General features: G+C 71.5%; 13 protein-coding genes. 5 read left to right on the top strand and 8 right to left on the bottom strand.

What is annotated here, in order from left to right; translation table 11 throughout:
* The first annotated feature begins 63 nt into the window (after positions 1-63).
* Positions 64-546 (top strand): TetR family transcriptional regulator, encoded by a 483-nt coding sequence (locus ABZ803_RS30720; protein ID WP_357044664.1) that lies wholly within the window; start codon positions 64-66, stop codon positions 544-546.
* A gap of 43 nt (positions 547-589) precedes the next feature.
* On the top strand, positions 590-1,768 hold the full coding sequence (locus ABZ803_RS30725; protein WP_357044666.1) for an alanine racemase: 1,179 nt from the start codon (positions 590-592) through the stop codon (positions 1,766-1,768).
* Here the strand turns inward: ABZ803_RS30725 and ABZ803_RS30730 are convergent.
* Together ABZ803_RS30730 and ABZ803_RS30735 are read right to left on the bottom strand one after the other, a co-directional pair.
* Positions 1,738-5,115, bottom strand: a complete 3,378-nt coding sequence (locus ABZ803_RS30730) for an AAA domain-containing protein (RefSeq protein ID WP_357044811.1) — start codon at positions 5,113-5,115, stop codon at positions 1,738-1,740. The genes ABZ803_RS30725 and ABZ803_RS30730 overlap by 31 nt on opposite strands.
* A 116-nt stretch (positions 5,116-5,231) precedes the next feature.
* Positions 5,232-7,022, bottom strand: coding sequence for a DEAD/DEAH box helicase (locus ABZ803_RS30735; protein ID WP_357044668.1), 1,791 nt, complete (start codon positions 7,020-7,022; stop codon positions 5,232-5,234).
* 62 nt (positions 7,023-7,084) lie between these two features.
* Between ABZ803_RS30735 and ABZ803_RS30740 the strand changes: the two genes are divergently transcribed.
* A complete protein-coding gene (locus ABZ803_RS30740; RefSeq protein WP_357044670.1) occupies positions 7,085-7,939 on the top strand; it encodes a carbon-nitrogen hydrolase family protein in 855 nt (284 codons plus the stop codon).
* A 12-nt stretch (positions 7,940-7,951) separates the two neighbouring features.
* Entirely contained in the window at positions 7,952-8,575 is a 624-nt protein-coding gene (locus ABZ803_RS30745) for a phosphoribosyltransferase family protein (RefSeq protein ID WP_357044672.1), read from the top strand.
* A 6-nt stretch (positions 8,576-8,581) separates the two neighbouring features.
* Here ABZ803_RS30745 and ABZ803_RS30750 read toward each other — a convergent pair whose 3' ends face one another.
* From ABZ803_RS30750 to ABZ803_RS30770, 5 genes are all read right to left on the bottom strand, one after another.
* Positions 8,582-9,106 (bottom strand): gamma carbonic anhydrase family protein, encoded by a 525-nt coding sequence (locus ABZ803_RS30750; protein WP_357044674.1) that lies wholly within the window; start codon positions 9,104-9,106, stop codon positions 8,582-8,584.
* A gap of 109 nt (positions 9,107-9,215) precedes the next feature.
* Complete coding sequence (locus ABZ803_RS30755) at positions 9,216-10,037, bottom strand: ESX secretion-associated protein EspG (RefSeq protein WP_357044676.1); 822 nt, start codon at positions 10,035-10,037, stop codon at positions 9,216-9,218.
* Positions 10,019-11,326 carry a hypothetical protein gene (locus ABZ803_RS30760; protein ID WP_357044678.1) on the bottom strand — a complete coding sequence of 436 codons (1,308 nt, stop codon included), beginning with the start codon at positions 11,324-11,326 and terminating at the stop codon, positions 10,019-10,021. Before ABZ803_RS30760 ends, ABZ803_RS30755 begins: the two co-directional genes overlap by 19 nt.
* Complete coding sequence (locus ABZ803_RS30765) at positions 11,319-11,753, bottom strand: hypothetical protein (RefSeq protein WP_357044680.1); 435 nt, start codon at positions 11,751-11,753, stop codon at positions 11,319-11,321. Before ABZ803_RS30765 ends, ABZ803_RS30760 begins: the two co-directional genes overlap by 8 nt.
* A gap of 34 nt (positions 11,754-11,787) precedes the next feature.
* The gene (locus ABZ803_RS30770; protein WP_357044682.1) at positions 11,788-12,504 is read right to left on the bottom strand and encodes an alpha/beta fold hydrolase; all 717 of its coding nucleotides are present in this window, start codon (positions 12,502-12,504) and stop codon (positions 11,788-11,790) included.
* Positions 12,505-12,612: 108 nt separating this feature from the next.
* Here ABZ803_RS30770 and ABZ803_RS30775 point away from each other — a divergent pair, with 108 nt between their 5' ends.
* On the top strand, positions 12,613-13,524 hold the full coding sequence (locus ABZ803_RS30775; RefSeq protein ID WP_357044684.1) for a hypothetical protein: 912 nt from the start codon (positions 12,613-12,615) through the stop codon (positions 13,522-13,524).
* A 74-nt stretch (positions 13,525-13,598) separates the two neighbouring features.
* Here ABZ803_RS30775 and ABZ803_RS30780 read toward each other — a convergent pair whose 3' ends face one another.
* Entirely contained in the window at positions 13,599-14,585 is a 987-nt protein-coding gene (locus ABZ803_RS30780) for a YafY family protein (RefSeq protein ID WP_357044686.1), read from the bottom strand.
* Between the last annotated feature and the right edge of the window lie 30 nt (positions 14,586-14,615).

Genomic DNA, 14,615 nt, shown 5'->3' on the forward strand with positions numbered 1-14,615 from the left:
GCCCTGTTCAGCGAGTCGCGCCAACGCAGGTGCGTGAGTTCTTTCGCCGAGAGGGAGTCGTCGTTGAGCGCACGTGGAGAAGTGATAACAGAAATCCGGCTACGCCCCGCCGTCACCGACGCGGTCGAAACGGCGGCCGCCACGCTCGAGTGCACGGGCCTGCGCGCGCTGCGGGTGTTGCTGCACGCGGGGGTCAGTGCCTACTGGCCGCTGGTCAAGGCCACCCCGGACAGGCAGATCAAGTCGTATGAGATGACCTTGCAGGCGCTGCGCGCGCGCTGGGCGCACAGGACCGATTGCTTCCCGGATCCGATCGCGACGGAGTTCTATCGCGAAAAGGACGCCGAGGTCACCGCGTTCTTGAAGCTGTGTGCCGAGCGGTCGGGAACGCAGTGGCTGGAGCCGGTGGAGGCGATCGCCTGCAACGTGGTCTCGATCGTGCAGGGCACGGTCCTGCGCTGGCTGGCCGATTGCAACGACGAGACCATGCTGGTGGTGCTCGACGAGATGGTCAGTGGACTTGCCGCCAAGGCCGCGGAGATCTGACAAATACTGGACGTTTGACCAACTTGGTGGTTGAGTTGTCCTGGTGACCGAGACGTCGCCGATCGCGGGGCTGCACGCGGCCACCGCCGAACTCGACCCGCCCCTGGCCGCCCTCGACCTGCCCACCCTGCGCGCGAACGCCGCCGACCTGGTGCGTCGCGCCGCGGGCACCCCGATCCGAGTGGCCAGCAAATCCGTGCGCTGCCGCGCCGTGCTCGCCGAAGTCCTCGGCGCCGATCTCACCGCCGCCGGCGGCTTCGCGGGCGTCATGTCCTACTCCCTGCGCGAGGCCCTCTGGCTCGTGCGCCACGGAGCGCGCGATGTCCTGCTCGGCTATCCGACCGTGGACCGCGCGGCACTGGCGGAACTGGCCGCCGACGACATCGCGTCGCGATCGATCACGCTGATGATCGACGATGCCGCGCAACTCGACCTGATCCGCGCCGCCCTAGGCACCGATCGGGTGCGGCCACGGGTCTGTCTGGACGTCGACGCCTCCCTGCGCATCGGCCCACTGCACCTCGGTGTGCGCCGTTCTCCGGTCCGCACGCCGCAGCAGGCGGCTGCCCTGGCGGATGCGGCGCTGCGGCGGGGCTTCGACGTGGTGGGCGTGATGACCTACGAGGCGCAGATCGCGGGGCTTCCCGATTCGAACGTCGCGGTGCGCTTGGTGAAGCGGGCGTCGGCGGCGGAGATCCGCAAACGCCGGGCCCAGGTGCTCGACGCGGTCCGTTCGGTGACCGGTGAACTCGAGATCGTCAACAGCGGCGGCAGCGGGTCCATCGAGGTCAGCGTCGCCGATCCGGACGTCACCGAGGTGACCGCCGGGTCCGGGCTGTACGTGCCCACGCTGTTCGACGACTACCGGGCGTTCACCCCCAGGCCTGCGCTGTATTTCGCCATGCCCGTGCTGCGCAGGCCCACGGCCGATATCGCCACCGTCTTCGCGGGCGGCTACATCGCCTCCGGCCCCGCCGGATCGTCGCGGGTACCCAAGCCGGTGTGGCCGCGCGGACTGAAGCTGCTCGGCACCGAGGGCGCGGGTGAGGTGCAGACCCCGCTGTCGGGCGCCGCGGAACTCCGGATCGGCGACCGGGTGTGGTTCCGGCACGCGAAGGCCGGTGAATTGTGCGAGCGGTTCGACGCCGTGCAGTTGGTCGACGAGGACGGCTCCCGCGTCGGCGCGCCGACCTATCGGGGCGAGGGCGTCTGCTTCGGCTGACCCGCGTCGGTCAGCCGCAGGAACGCACCGAGATCGGCGAGTTCGTCCGTGCTCGCGGGCAGATACTCGGTGAGCAGCGGCGAGCGGATGACGATCGCCTTCCACATGGCGCGGCACAGCGCGTGGATCAAGCCGCGCGACAACAGCGACGGCATGCCGTAGGGCGCGTCGGCGGGGGAGGAGGTGGTCATGGACAGCAGCACCACCGCCGCCTCCCGGCCGCGGAAGCGATCCGGCGTGCCCACCAGGACGTCCTCGATCTTGGCGCGGGCCAGCAGGGTGCGGATGCGCCCCACCTGAGCGGCGTACGGCGCGACCACGAAGATGTCGTGCGGATGCAGCCTGCGCGTGGTCGCGCCGATCGTCCAGGACATGCCGAGCAGGGCGCGGACCCGGCGCACCACCTCGCGCGCCTCCGCCGGTGACTCGGTGGCGTTGCCGTAGTGGTCCACCAGGACGGTTTCCACGCCGGGCTGCTCGCCGTCCAGGCGACGGGCCAGCGTGACCGTCTCGTTGGCGCGCAGCCGCCCGTCGTAGTAGAGGCGGGAGACGGGTTCGCAGACCGCCGGGTGCATCCGCCAGGTGCGGTCCAGGAAATAGCCCCGCTCGGTGGGCAAGGTCTGGCGTCCCTCGGCCAGCCAGCCGAGCACCGATTCGCCGATCGGGGCGGGGTGGGCGCCGCGTGCGCTCGACGCGACCGGGTCGCCGAGCAGCAACAGGTTGCGTGCGCACGCCGCGACGGAGACGGTCTCGGCCAGCGGGAAACGGCCCGCGTCGGCCACGACGAGCAGGTCGAGGCCCGCACGCGGCACCAGATCCTCGTTCGCGAAATCGGCCGGATCGCCGCCGAGGACGCAACCGCTGATCGCGTTGTCCAGGAATCGTGGATAGCGGGCGGCGTCGATCACCACCCACTCCGGGGAGACCGCCGCCGCGTCCTTCTTGGCGACCAGTTCCGGCAGCACGCCCGCCCGCACGACGGCGTCGAGCAGGTTCTCCACGGTGGCGGCCGCTCGCGCGACGATGCCGATCCGCCACTTGTTCCGTGTGATCAGCCGCTCCAGCACCCGGGCCGCGGTCGCGGTCTTCCCGGTGCCCGACGGGCCCTGCACGGCGACGTAGGAGTCGTCGAGCGCGCACAGCGCGGCGGTGATCGCCACGGCGTAGTCGCCGTGCACCTCGGGCAACCTGGCCTCGCCGCGCAGCCGCGGCGGACGGCGGGCGAGGATGTCGAAGACGGCCGAGCGCGGGGCGTCCGGCAGGGTCATCAGCAACTGCTGCGCCGCGAGTTCGATCGCCAGTTCCGCGTTCTCGTCCCAGTCCGGGAGGCCGGGCGCGATCGCGGAGGGCAGGTCGTCGTAGGGTTCGCAACTCTCGGGCAGCAATTCCTCCAGCCGGACGGCGTCGTCGAATTCGGTGTCCACCGAGCAGCCGAGCACCGTCGCCGTCGCGGTGGCCCGCAAGCCCGCCCCGGTGACCATGCCGTCCGGCATCGGCTGGTCGTAGAAGGTGTAGACGGTGGTGCCCGGAGTGAGTGTGCTCGGGCCGGGTGCGCCGCTCGAACCGGTACCGATCCGGCCGGTGAGGGTCAGGTAGCGCCGCATCGCCGGGCGGTCGGGGCGCCGATGCCACTTGGTGTCCACCGTGCCCCAGTCGGCGACCAGAACGCCTGGAGCCTCGGCCCATTCGTCCACCGGATGGCTGAGCCGGTCGGCGTGCGCCCACCACAGCGGCTGCCGCTCGCGCCGGTGGTAGCCGAGCGCCGCGGCCATCATCGCGGCGGGATGCAGCGGATCGCCCTGCGCGGCGGCGTATTCCGCGAGCGCGGCCTCCAGCGACGACGGCCGGGACGACGGCGGCGGCGCGGGCTCACCGGGGACCGCGGCGCACCACGCGTCCGGCCGCCCCGGCGCCACGGCCCGCGTGGCGATGCGCTGCTCGCCCGCGCGATCGAGCAGCCAATCGCGTAAGCGCAGCACCGTGTGGCAATCGTGTTCGGCGGCGCTCGAATCGGGAAGCAGCCGCCGCAGCCCGCTGAGCCGGTAGGAGGACTCCCCGATGAGCAGCGCGTTACGGAGGATCGGATACAGGTCGACCAGGACGCCGTCGCACAGCAGCTCGTCGACGAGTTCTTCGTTGACGCCGTGCCGTCCGGTACAGCGCAGCAGTGCCGTGCGCACCATGGCCGAGTAGTGGTAGACGTGCAGGTCGGGATAGGTCCGGCGGCGCTGGGTCAGATAGTCGAGCACCTGCTCGAGCACCCGGCGTTCCGCGGCGGCGGCAGCGCGGGGTTCGCTCGATCCGCTCGGCCCGCGCAACGAGAGGTGCACCGTATCCGGCCCGCCGATCTGCACGAGGAGCGGAGTGCGCCCGCCGCCCGCGATGGTGAGCGAGAGATCGCCGGGGGAGGGCGCGGGCAGCGCCCCGAGCGCGGCCGCGTCGAGCAGCGCGTATGTGGGCTCGCCCGAAACTTCGCGCCGCAGTTGCATTTCCGCCTGGCGGCGCAGCGCGGAGACGGTGCGCGGCGGCACGCCCGGCACTGCGATCTCCGTGGTGGCCAGCCGATCGAGAGTGTTCACCCCCGCTTCGCGCAGCCGGGCGCGCGCCGCGGGCGGCATACCGGCCACGAGCAGCAGATCACGCGCGGCGGACAGGGCCTCGACGCAAGTGCGGCAGCGGCCGCAAGCGAGATAACGGGGATCGCCCCACTGCACGGGCAGCAGTTCGCCGAGCTTCTCCTCCACGATGCGTTCGACCCTGCGCCTGCGCGCCCGATGCAGCGGAAGCAGCTCGCTCAGCGCCTTGGCGCTGCTCTCCTCGCCCAGGTGCAGCCGCACCAGCGGCGCGGTGAGCGCGCCCGAGCGGTCGAGGGCCTCGGCGCAGGCGGCGAGTTCGAGTGCGGCGGCCACCCGGTCCGCGGTGGTCGGCGCGATGCCGTGCACGGTGTAGCGAACGCGGTGTTCGGCCCGCACCAGGAAGTCGGCGGAGCACTGGAACCGGCCGTCGAAGAAGGTCGCGCCGTGCACCACGTGTGCGCCCGAGCGCAAGGCGGCGACCGTGTCGGCGTGGGCGGCGGTCAGTGCCGCGACGTGACGGGCCGGATCGCCCGGTTCGTCCGGTGGACGGTCGATCTCGACCACCGCACCGCCGAACCGTGCGCGGTAGTCGGCGCGAAGGCGTTGCCGCACATCCTCGGTTCCCCGCGCGGCCTCCCGGCCCGCCGCGGTGCTTGCTGGTTCGGCCGGGATGGTGCCCAGTTCGGCGTCGAGGGCGCGCAGCAGCGCGAACTCGCAGTGCGCCGCGCGGACGAGATCGACGGTGGTGCAGACGACACGATCACCGAACACGAACAAACGCGGCCCTCCTGTGTCTTCGCGGGACACCCGCTGCCGGCGTGCGCCGAATTACACACGGACCGCAACACTGTAGCTAGCGCGCTTGACCTCGGCCTACCCTCCCCGGCTCAGGAACGCGGCTTACGACGCTCCGTCCGCTTGACGCCCTCGCGCTCGCGGCGCGGACCACGGGTGAACGAGCGTTGCTGCGGCGGGCCCTGATCCAGTTGCAGCTGAATGAGCACACCGCTGATCCGGGTGCGCCGCAACGCCTCCAGCGTTTCCTCCGGCAGCTGCGCGGGCAGCTCGACCAGGCTGTGGTCCGGACGGATGCTGATGTGCCCGAAGTCGCTGCGGCGCAGGCCGCCTTCGTTGGCGATGGCGCCGACGATCGCGCCGGGCACCACGCGATGCCGCTTGCCCACGCTGATCCGGTAGGTCGCCAGCTCGGCGCCGGTGGCGCGGTGATGCGCACCGGCCTGCCGGTCCTCTTCGAAGCGCCGGGCGGGCCGCTCGCGCGGGGTCCGGTCACGCTGCGGGCGCTCCACCGGCTCCGGCTCGGGCTCCATGAAGAAGTTGTCGCCGTCATAGGAGCCCACCGCCAGCGCCGCGGCGATGTCGGCCAGCGGGATGTTGTGCTCGCGCTCGTAGTCCTCGATCAGCTTGCGGAACAGCGGGAGATTCGCCGAGGTGAGGTTCTCGGTGATGGTGTCGCCGAACTTGGTGACGCGCTGCGCGTTGACGTCCTCCACGCTGGGCAGCTGCATCTCGGTCAGCGGGTGGCGGGTGGCGCGCTCGATCGACTTGAGCAGGTGCCGCTCGCGCGGCGCGACGAACAGCAGTGCCTCGCCGCTGCGCCCGGCCCGGCCGGTGCGGCCGATGCGGTGCACGTAGGACTCGGTGTCGTGCGGGATGTCGTAGTTGACCACGTGCGAGATGCGGTCCACGTCCAGGCCGCGCGCGGCCACGTCGGTGGCGACCAGGATGTCCAGGGCGCCGGATTTGAGCTGGCCGATGGTGCGCTCGCGCTGGTTCTGCGCGATGTCGCCGTTGATCGCCGCGGCGGAGAAGCCCCTGGCGCGCAGCTTCTCGGCGAGCTCCTCGGTGGCCTGCTTGGTGCGGACGAAGATGATCATCGCCTCGAACGACTCGACCTCGAGCACCCGGGTGAGCGCGTCCAGCTTGCGCTGATGCGAGACCTGCACCCAGCGCTGGGTGATGTTGGTGGCCGTCGAGGTCTTGGCCTTGACCGTGATCTCCACCGGATCGTGCAGGTACTGCTTGGAGATCTTGCGGATCGCGGCGGGCATGGTGGCGGAGAACAGCGCCACCTGCTTGTCCGACGGAGTGTCGGCGAGGATGCGCTCGACGTCCTCCTGGAAGCCCATCTTGAGCATCTCGTCGGCTTCATCGAGCACCAGGTACTGCAGCTGCGACAGGTCGAGCGTGCCCTTCTCCAGGTGATCGATCACCCGGCCCGGCGTGCCGACCACGACGTGCGCGCCGCGGCGCAGGCCCGACAGCTGCACGCCGTAGCTCTGTCCGCCGTAGATGGGCAGCACATGCAGCCCGGGGATGTGCGCGGCGTAGCGGCCGAACGCCTCGGCGACCTGGATCGCGAGCTCGCGGGTCGGGGCGAGCACCAAGGCGCGCGGGGTGCGGCCGGTGGCTTCGAGCCCCATCAGGATCGGGATGGCGAAGGCCGCGGTCTTGCCGGTACCGGTTTGTGCGAGACCGACCACGTCGGCGCCGGAGAGCAGCGGAGGAATCGTCGCCGCCTGAATAGGCGACGGCGATTCGTAACCGACGTCGGCGATGGCCGCGAGGATGCGGTCATCGATGCCCAGATCGGCGAAAGACGGGCCGTCGGTGTCCCTGTCGTTGTCGCCAGAAACGCTGTCGACCTGATTGGTGCTCATTGACCAGGAGTTTACTGCCTCGTGCTGGTCGTCCCGGCCACCGCCCCAATACGGTGAGACCTATGCAACTGGACAACTCGCCCGCGCGGCAGGACGCGACGCCGGATCAGCTGGACGTGGCGGTCGTCCAGTTCGCCCCCTCGACGGACCCCTCGGCGAACCTCACGGCGCTGCGCGAGCATGTGCGCACGGCCCGCGAGCGCGGTGCCCGCGTCGTCGTCGCACCGGAGTACTCGATGTTCGCCGTCACCCGGCTCGACGAGCGGGTCGTCGCCGTCGCCGAGCCCCTGACCGGCCCATTCGTCACCGGCCTCGGGGAGATCGCGCGCGAGTCCGACGTGTTCCTGGTCGCCGGAACGGTGGAGCAGGTCGCTCCCGGCGGCGACCGCATCCGCAACACCCTCGTCGTGCTCGGCCCGGACGGCTCCCTCGTCACCCGCTATCGGAAGGTCCACCTCTACGACGCGTTCGGCCACCTCGAATCCGACGTGGTCGAGCCGGGCGCGATCGAGGCGCCTGCCACCTTCGCGGTCGGTGATGTGATTTTCGGCATGCAGACCTGTTTCGATCTTCGCTTCCCCGAAGGCGCCCGCCGGGTCGCCGCGGCGGGCGCGCAGGTGCTGCTGCTGCCCGCGCAATGGATCCCCGGACCGGGCAAGGTCGACCAGTGGACCACGCTGGTGCGGGCGCGGGCCATCGAGAACACCGTGTACGTGGCCGCCGCCGACCAGGCCGCACCCCGGGGCGCCGGCGCGTCGATGATCGTGGACCCGGCCGGTTCGGTGCTCGCCGGACTCGGCGACGAAACGGGCGTGCTCACCGCCGGAATCGACCTGGCGTATCTGAGCAAGGTGCGCACCGCCAACCCGAGCCTCGCGTTGCGGCGATTCGCGATCACCGAGCGCGGACCGGAGTAGCGTTCGACATCGATGATGTACGCCGATCGGACCTCGGCCGGTCACGCGCTGGGTGAGCATCTGGAACACCTACGCGCGTCGAACCCGCTGGTGCTCGGTCTGCCGCGCGGCGGGGTGCCGGTAGCGGCGGCGGTGCGCGAGGTGATCGGCGGTGACCTCGACATCCTTCTGGTCCGCAAGCTGGGTGTGCCGTGGCAGCCGGAGCTGGCGCTGGGCGCTGTCGGCGAGGACGGGGTCCGGGTGCTGAACCCGGATGTGCTGGCGCACACGGGATTGACGCCGAGAAAGGTCGACTCGATCGAGGCGCGCGAGCGCGCCGAACTGGAGCGGCGCAGGCAGGTGCTGCGCGGAGCGTCGCGGCCGATTCCGCTGGCGGGGCGCACGGTGGTGATCGTCGACGACGGCATGGCGACCGGCGCCACCGTAGTGGTCGCCTGCCGGGTCGCGCACCTGCACCAGCCCGCGCGAGTCGTCGCCGCCGTCCCGGTCTCCTCCACGGAGGCGATGCGCCGGGTCGCCGACGAGGCCGACGAGGTGGTCTGCCCGTGGGTGCCGCGCTCGCTCGGCGGCGTCGGCGGCGCCTATCGGGATTTCCACCAGCTCGAGGACGCCGAGGTCACCGCGCTGCTGTGCTGACGGCGGTCAGATCTCGACGATGCCCTTTCGATGACGCTGCGCCAGTTCCGCGTAGAAGCCCGGGTTGAGCCGCACCCACATCTGCGCCTGAGTGCCCTCGATCGGCCGTTTCACCTCGGCGGGAGATCCGGCGGCGAGCACGCCGTCGGGAATCTCGGCCCCGGGTGGTACCAGCGAGTGGGCGGCGATCATGCTGCCCGCCCCGATCTTGGCCAGATCCAGCACCGTCGTTCCGTTGCCGACGATGGCCTCCGCGCCGACCGCTGCGCCGTGGAAGACCACGCTGTGCGCGATCGTCGCACCGGGCCCGATCTCCATCGGCACGTCCGGCGGCACGTGCAGCACCGAGTTGTCCTGGATGTTGGCGCGTTCCCGGATGACGATCGGCGCCAGGTCCGCTCGCAGCACCGCGCCGTACCAGATGGAGGCGCCCGCCTCGACCCGGACGTCACCGATCAGGGTCGCCGTCGGCGCGACGAACGCCGTCGGATCGACCTGCGGCCGTTTGCCTTCGAATTCGTAGAGTGGCACTCGTACACCGTAAACGGTCCAGTCGCGCCGTTGCCGGAGGCGTTGGGAACCCGCCGTGGTACGGCGGTCGACCCGTCAAGGGGGTTGACCACGCGGCCCGCCGAGATGTTCAACGCCCGGCGAAAGCCGTCGACGTGCGCGCTGCCGCGGTGACGAGCGGTCGCAGATGGGCGGCGAAACCCTCCGCGGTCACCGCGACGACATCGACGTCCGTGCCGGTGCGCACCGCGTACCGGCCGTCGGCGAGGACATCGATCCAGCACAGCACGCCGAACGGGCGCAGTTCGCCCGCGCCGCGTCGCGCGGAGACCACCATCTGGCCGATGCCTTCGCGCGGCTGTTTGAGCAGCTTGCGAATCCGGGACGAGGTGGAGGGCCCGGCGACCGGAACGGTGACCAGGTTGCGACTGTCTTCCCCGACCTGGGCCAGCGGAGCGGTCATGCGCGGGAGCGTGCCGGGGGTGTTGTCCGGAAGCATCGAAACGATTCGCGCGCAGAGGCTCTTCGAGCTGCCCGCGAACAGCCGCACGTCGCCGCCGCGGTCGGGCGTCGAGCCGGGGCGCTGTGCCGCGACGACCGCGATGTTCCCGGCGGCGGCGCCGAGGATACGGATCGGGCGCGCCGGTTCGCTTTCCGCCGATGCGATGGACGGCGGGCCGCCGTTTCCCCGTGTGGCCGCCGCGTCACGCTGACCGAACACCTCCACGCGCAGATCCGGCTGGGCGAGGATGCGCAGCGCCGCTTCCAGGTCCGCGTCCAGCACCTGAGCACACCAATGATCGAGCGCCGGAAGCTGCGCGGCGCGCTCACCGCTGTCGCGGGCGGACAGGCGTACGGCCAGCGGATAGGGGATGCGATCACCGTCGGTGCGTGACCAGGCCAGCGCGAACTGGTCCGGGGTCAGCGTCCAGTTCACTCGTACTCGGACCATTCACCGAGCACGGGCGGCGTGGTCGGATCGAGCGATCCGATGAGTTCGCCGCCGTCGTCGGAGGGCTCGAGGAAGGTGGGCAGATCGTCGAGATCGAACTCGTCGTCCTCGTCATCGAGCGGCGCCGAGCGTGCGGACACAGCGTTCGCGGCCACGCTCGAACCCGCGCGCGGGGTGTCGGCCGCGGCCACCGCACCGCCCATCAGACCGCCCATCGCGCCCGCGCTCAGGCCGGTGACCGCCGCGTCGCCGCTGTCGTTGTTCTTGCGCCGCTCGTCGCGCTTGCGTTGTTCCTCGGGGGGAACCTGGCCCCCCACGCCCGGTACGGCGGGAGTTGTCATCGGTTCGCTCGTCGCCGAGGCGGATGCGGTGGTCGGTCCGGATGTGGCCGCGGCGGGCACGGTGCGCAGGAGAGATGCCGCCGCCGCCACCGTCGGGAGCGCCGCCGTGGCGGCGGATGCGACCCTGGGCGCGGTCGTCGCCGGTGTCTCGGCCGTGATCGGGGCGGCGGCGGGCGCGGCAGCGGCAGCGGACGTGGCCGGATTCTCCGCGGCGAGCGCCTGATCGGCGGGCGCCGTGCCGGCGCTGCGCTCCGCTGCGCCGTTCGGTTCCCGCGCGTGCGTTCCCAGCGACATCGGCTGCGCGTCAACGGATGGCTGCACGGTCCCGACGAGCTTGCTCGCCGGTGCGGGGGCGGGCGCCGCGGCGGTCGGCCGGTCCGCTTCGTCGGGGTACGCGGGCACGTCGGTGCCGGTTTGCGCGAACACACCCGCGTAGATGTCGTTCATCGCTCGCACGACGTCCTGGCGGGCGTGCTCACTCGCCTTCTGTCCTTCGACATTGCTGGTCGCCCGGGACGGATCCAGCAGCGCCCCCGCGAGATCCGGTGCCGCGGTGGGCGGCTCGGTCACCGCGGCGCGCAGCGCTTCGGCCGCGTCGCTCGCTTGCCCGAGACGCTGCGAGACCACCGCGAACACGTCGGCCAAGTCCTGGCCGCTCTGTTCGAACACGCGCACCACCGCGTCCGCGCTCTTCGCCGCGGAGCCGCGCCAGCCGTCGGCGATGGCCGCGCGAATCTCGGTGTGCGCCTGGAAGACCGCGTCGGCGAGGTGCGCCGCCGCATCGCTCCATGCCTGCCTGCCGCCCGAGAGCACGGCCGGGTCGAGCAGCTGCACCTTGGCATGGATCTCGGTATGTGTGAGGTTGTCGAACACCTCGACGTTCGGCGCGTACGCGGGGTCGGTGCGCCGGTGGGTGGCCCGCTCGCCCGCGCGCGGCATCTCACGCATGCGCGGCTCCCGTCACGTCGATCCGTTCGACCGCCTGCGCGAGCGCCTCGTCGGCCTGCTGGTAGGTGGCGGCCGCCGCGCGGAAGGTCTGGGCGAGATCCCTTGCGGCGGAGGCATATCCGGTCAATCGCGTGATCGCGCCGTCGGCCTTGCGCTCGAAACCGGCGCGCAGCGCATCGCCGGAGGCGAATCCGCCGAATCCCGGCAGTCCGGTGGCGGCGCTCAGGATGCGGATCTGCTCTTCGACGCGGTCGGCGAGCAGCTCGTACTGGCGCGCGCAGCGTTCGTGCGCGCCTTCGGCGACCAAGAGGCCGTCGATCCACAGCGAGCCGTCGTCGACCGCTCGGTTCAGTGCGGCGATATCGACACCGGGTGCGGTGACCTCCGCGGGCGGCTCCCCGCCGAACCCGTTCTCCTGTGATGGCATCTGCGCCGTCCCCCTTCCTCGTCCGAAGAGCGGTTCACGGATGTCGTGCCAACCCCACGACGACACCCTGCATCCAATCCGCGATGTCGGCAGTGACCCGCGTGTGCACCGGCTCGTGCAACAGGTCGTGCCCTGCGTCGATGTACTCCCGTAAATCTACCGATTCGTGGCGGCTAGTCCAGACCCTGATCGCATCGATCGGCGCGCGCCGATCGTCCACGCCGTGCACGGCGAGCACCGGAAGTTCGCGTGGCAGTGGCGTTCCCGGTGCGCCCGGCGCACCACCGCCCAGCGCGCGCTTCGGAACGCCCGACAGCACCAGGCCCGCCAGAGCGCCTGCGGGCAGCGCGGGCCGCAGCGGGTAGTCCCGTTCCAATACCGTCGAATGCGTTGTCGCATCGGCGGGATCCGGCACCGCCGCGCCGAGCATGCCCAGCGCGGTCACCGCGCCCAAAGAATGGCCCATCAAGATCAGCGGCCGATCCGCGCGAGCCAGCTCGACCAGCCGCAGCGCGTCCGCCACCAGTTCGGCCAGCGTGCCGGGCCGTTCCGGATCGCCCTCGCTCAAGCCGTGCCCGGCGGTATCCAACGCCCATACCTGCGCCCCGCTGGGTTGCAAGGCGCGCGCGAAGCGATGGTAGTGCCCACTGTGCTGGCCGATTCCGGGCAGCAGCACCACGGTGCACAAAGAGTTCTCGGTCGACCACCGCCGATAGTGCATCCGGCCGCGCGCGCCGTCGAAGAATGGCATTCACCGATAGTGCCAAAGATCGTGTCGCGGAGGGGACCGCACGATTCGGCGTCGAAAGCGGTTAGGATCCGCGGCGACTCCCACCTACCCGAGCCCGAGGTGCCCGCGTTGAGAATCCTCCGCCGTCCAGGCGCTCTTCTTCTGTCCGCCGCGACGTCGACACTCACCGCGATACTCGCGCCGGGCGCGGTCGCCGCGCCGCCGGTCGCCGCGTGCGACCCCGCGGTGGCGGTCACGGCCGTTCCGGCGCCCGTTCCGGTGCTCGACTGGTCGGAGAATCTGGGTTACGACGCGCAGGGCAACCTGTGGGTATCGCGGCTCTATCGCAACGAGGTCCAGCGCTACGACGCCGCGGGCACGCTGACCGCGACCGTTCCGGTGGAATTCCCGGGCGCGGTCCGGCTCGGTCCCGACGGGCTGCTGTATGTCGTCTACGGTGACGCGCCGGTCAGCGTCGTCCGGCCGGGCGGCGTGGTCCGGTTCGATCCGGCGGCGGCCGTGCCGAAGCCGGAGATCTTCGTCTCCGGCTACACGATGCCCAACGGCGCGGCCTTCGACCCGAGCGGCAACCTCTACGTCGCGACCGGGTCCGGCGTGGTCAAGATCCGTCCCGACGCGTCCGTCGACACCGCGTGGGGCGCGCCGCTGGCGGGACTGGCCGCCAACGGCGCGGCCGTGCACGACGGCGCGCTGTATGTCACCGCCAACGGCGGCCCGCTCGGCCGGATCGTCCGCATCCCGCTCGACGCCCCCGCGGCTCGCGCCACCGTGACCGACTTGTCCTCGCGGCTGCCCGGCCTCCCGGATTTCGCCGACGACCTGCTGATCGACCCGACCGGCATCCTCTACGTCACCACCCTCACCGGCCGATTGATTCGCGTCGATCCCGCTACCGGCGCGGCCTGCGCCGTCCTCGAAACGCAGCCGCTCACCGCCGTCGCCGCCACTCCGGCCGACCCCGGACGACTGATCGCGGGCACCGAATCCGGCGCTCTGCTCCGCATCGACCTTTCCCGCTGAGCCCCGCGCCGCGCCGGAGGCTCAGGCATCGGCACGGGTGGCGGATTCGCGAGCCCCGGGGCCGTGCCGGAGGCTCAGGCATCGGCACGGTGCGGCGGATTCGCGCCGATCGCACGCCCGGCGCGTTCGGCGATGGCGCGCAGGTGTGCGATCAATTCCGGGGGTTCGTGCACCTGGAAGTCCGCTCCCAGCCCGAGCAGCCGATGGGCCAGCCATTCCGGCGCGTCGTCCCGCGGGGTATCGATCCGGCAGGTGTCGGCATCGATCGCGACGACCTCGCCGGGGTTCTCGCCCAACCGCCCCGCGACCAGGTCGGCGGGAGCGTGGATGGTGAGGCGAAGACGGAAGGTCGGTGAACCCCAGTCGGTGCGGCGGCCCGCGACGTAGGCGGCGGCATCGGCGGCGGGAAGCGGGCGTGGGGTGAACCGGGCTGCGGTGGGCTGCGGACGGTCGATCCGGTCGGCGCGGTACACCCGCCAGCCGGCCCGGTCGAGGTCGTAGCCGACCAGATACCAGCGCCGCCGGGCGGGGACAAGGCCAACCGGCTCGGCATTGCGCCTCGTTTCCGCCCCCGCCTCGTCGCGATAGGCGAAACGCACCCGCTCCCGGTTGGTCACGGTCGCCGCGAGTGTGGTGAGCACGTCGGGGTCGGCGGCGGGCCCGCCGCCGGTGGGTGAGGTCAGGGCGGTGGCGAGGACCCGCACTCTGCGCCGCAACTTCGCGGGCAGCACCTGCTCCACTTTGGCCAGCGCCCGCACCGACGCCTCCTCGATCCCGGCCACCCCGGTCCCGGCGGCGGCGCGCAACCCGACCGCGATGGCGACGGCCTCGTCGTCCTCCACGAGCAGCGGAGGCATCGCCGCGCCCGCCACCAGTCGATAGCCGCCCGTCGCGCCGAGCGTCGCGGTGACCGGATAGCCGAGGTCACGCAGCCGGTCGATGTCACGGCGCACCGTGCGATCGGTGACGCCGAGACGTTCGGCCAATTCGCTGCCCGGCCAGTCACGCGGCGTCTGGAGCAGCGACAGCAGACGAAGCAGCCGGGCGGGTGTGCCGTTCATGACGTCGAGGATGCCCGAAATCTAGGACCT

The organism is Nocardia sp. NPDC047648, assembly GCF_040642815.1.
GTDB lineage: Bacteria > Actinomycetota > Actinomycetes > Mycobacteriales > Mycobacteriaceae > Nocardia > Nocardia gamkensis.

Bases quoted from the DNA above. Each gene is read 5' to 3' on its own strand.
- ABZ803_RS30770 (WP_357044682.1), bottom strand. From the start codon at position 12,504: ATGCCATTCTTCGACGGCGCGCGCGGCCGGATGCACTATCGGCGGTGG.
- ABZ803_RS30780 (WP_357044686.1), bottom strand. From the start codon at position 14,585: ATGAACGGCACACCCGCCCGGCTGCTTCGTCTGCTGTCGCTGCTCCAG.
- ABZ803_RS30755 (WP_357044676.1), bottom strand. From the start codon at position 10,037: ATGGTCCGAGTACGAGTGAACTGGACGCTGACCCCGGACCAGTTCGCG.
- ABZ803_RS30740 (WP_357044670.1), top strand. From the start codon at position 7,085: ATGCAACTGGACAACTCGCCCGCGCGGCAGGACGCGACGCCGGATCAG.
- ABZ803_RS30760 (WP_357044678.1), bottom strand. From the start codon at position 11,326: ATGCGTGAGATGCCGCGCGCGGGCGAGCGGGCCACCCACCGGCGCACC.
- ABZ803_RS30745 (WP_357044672.1), top strand. From the start codon at position 7,952: ATGATGTACGCCGATCGGACCTCGGCCGGTCACGCGCTGGGTGAGCAT.
- ABZ803_RS30765 (WP_357044680.1), bottom strand. From the start codon at position 11,753: ATGCCATCACAGGAGAACGGGTTCGGCGGGGAGCCGCCCGCGGAGGTC.
- ABZ803_RS30735 (WP_357044668.1), bottom strand. From the start codon at position 7,022: ATGAGCACCAATCAGGTCGACAGCGTTTCTGGCGACAACGACAGGGAC.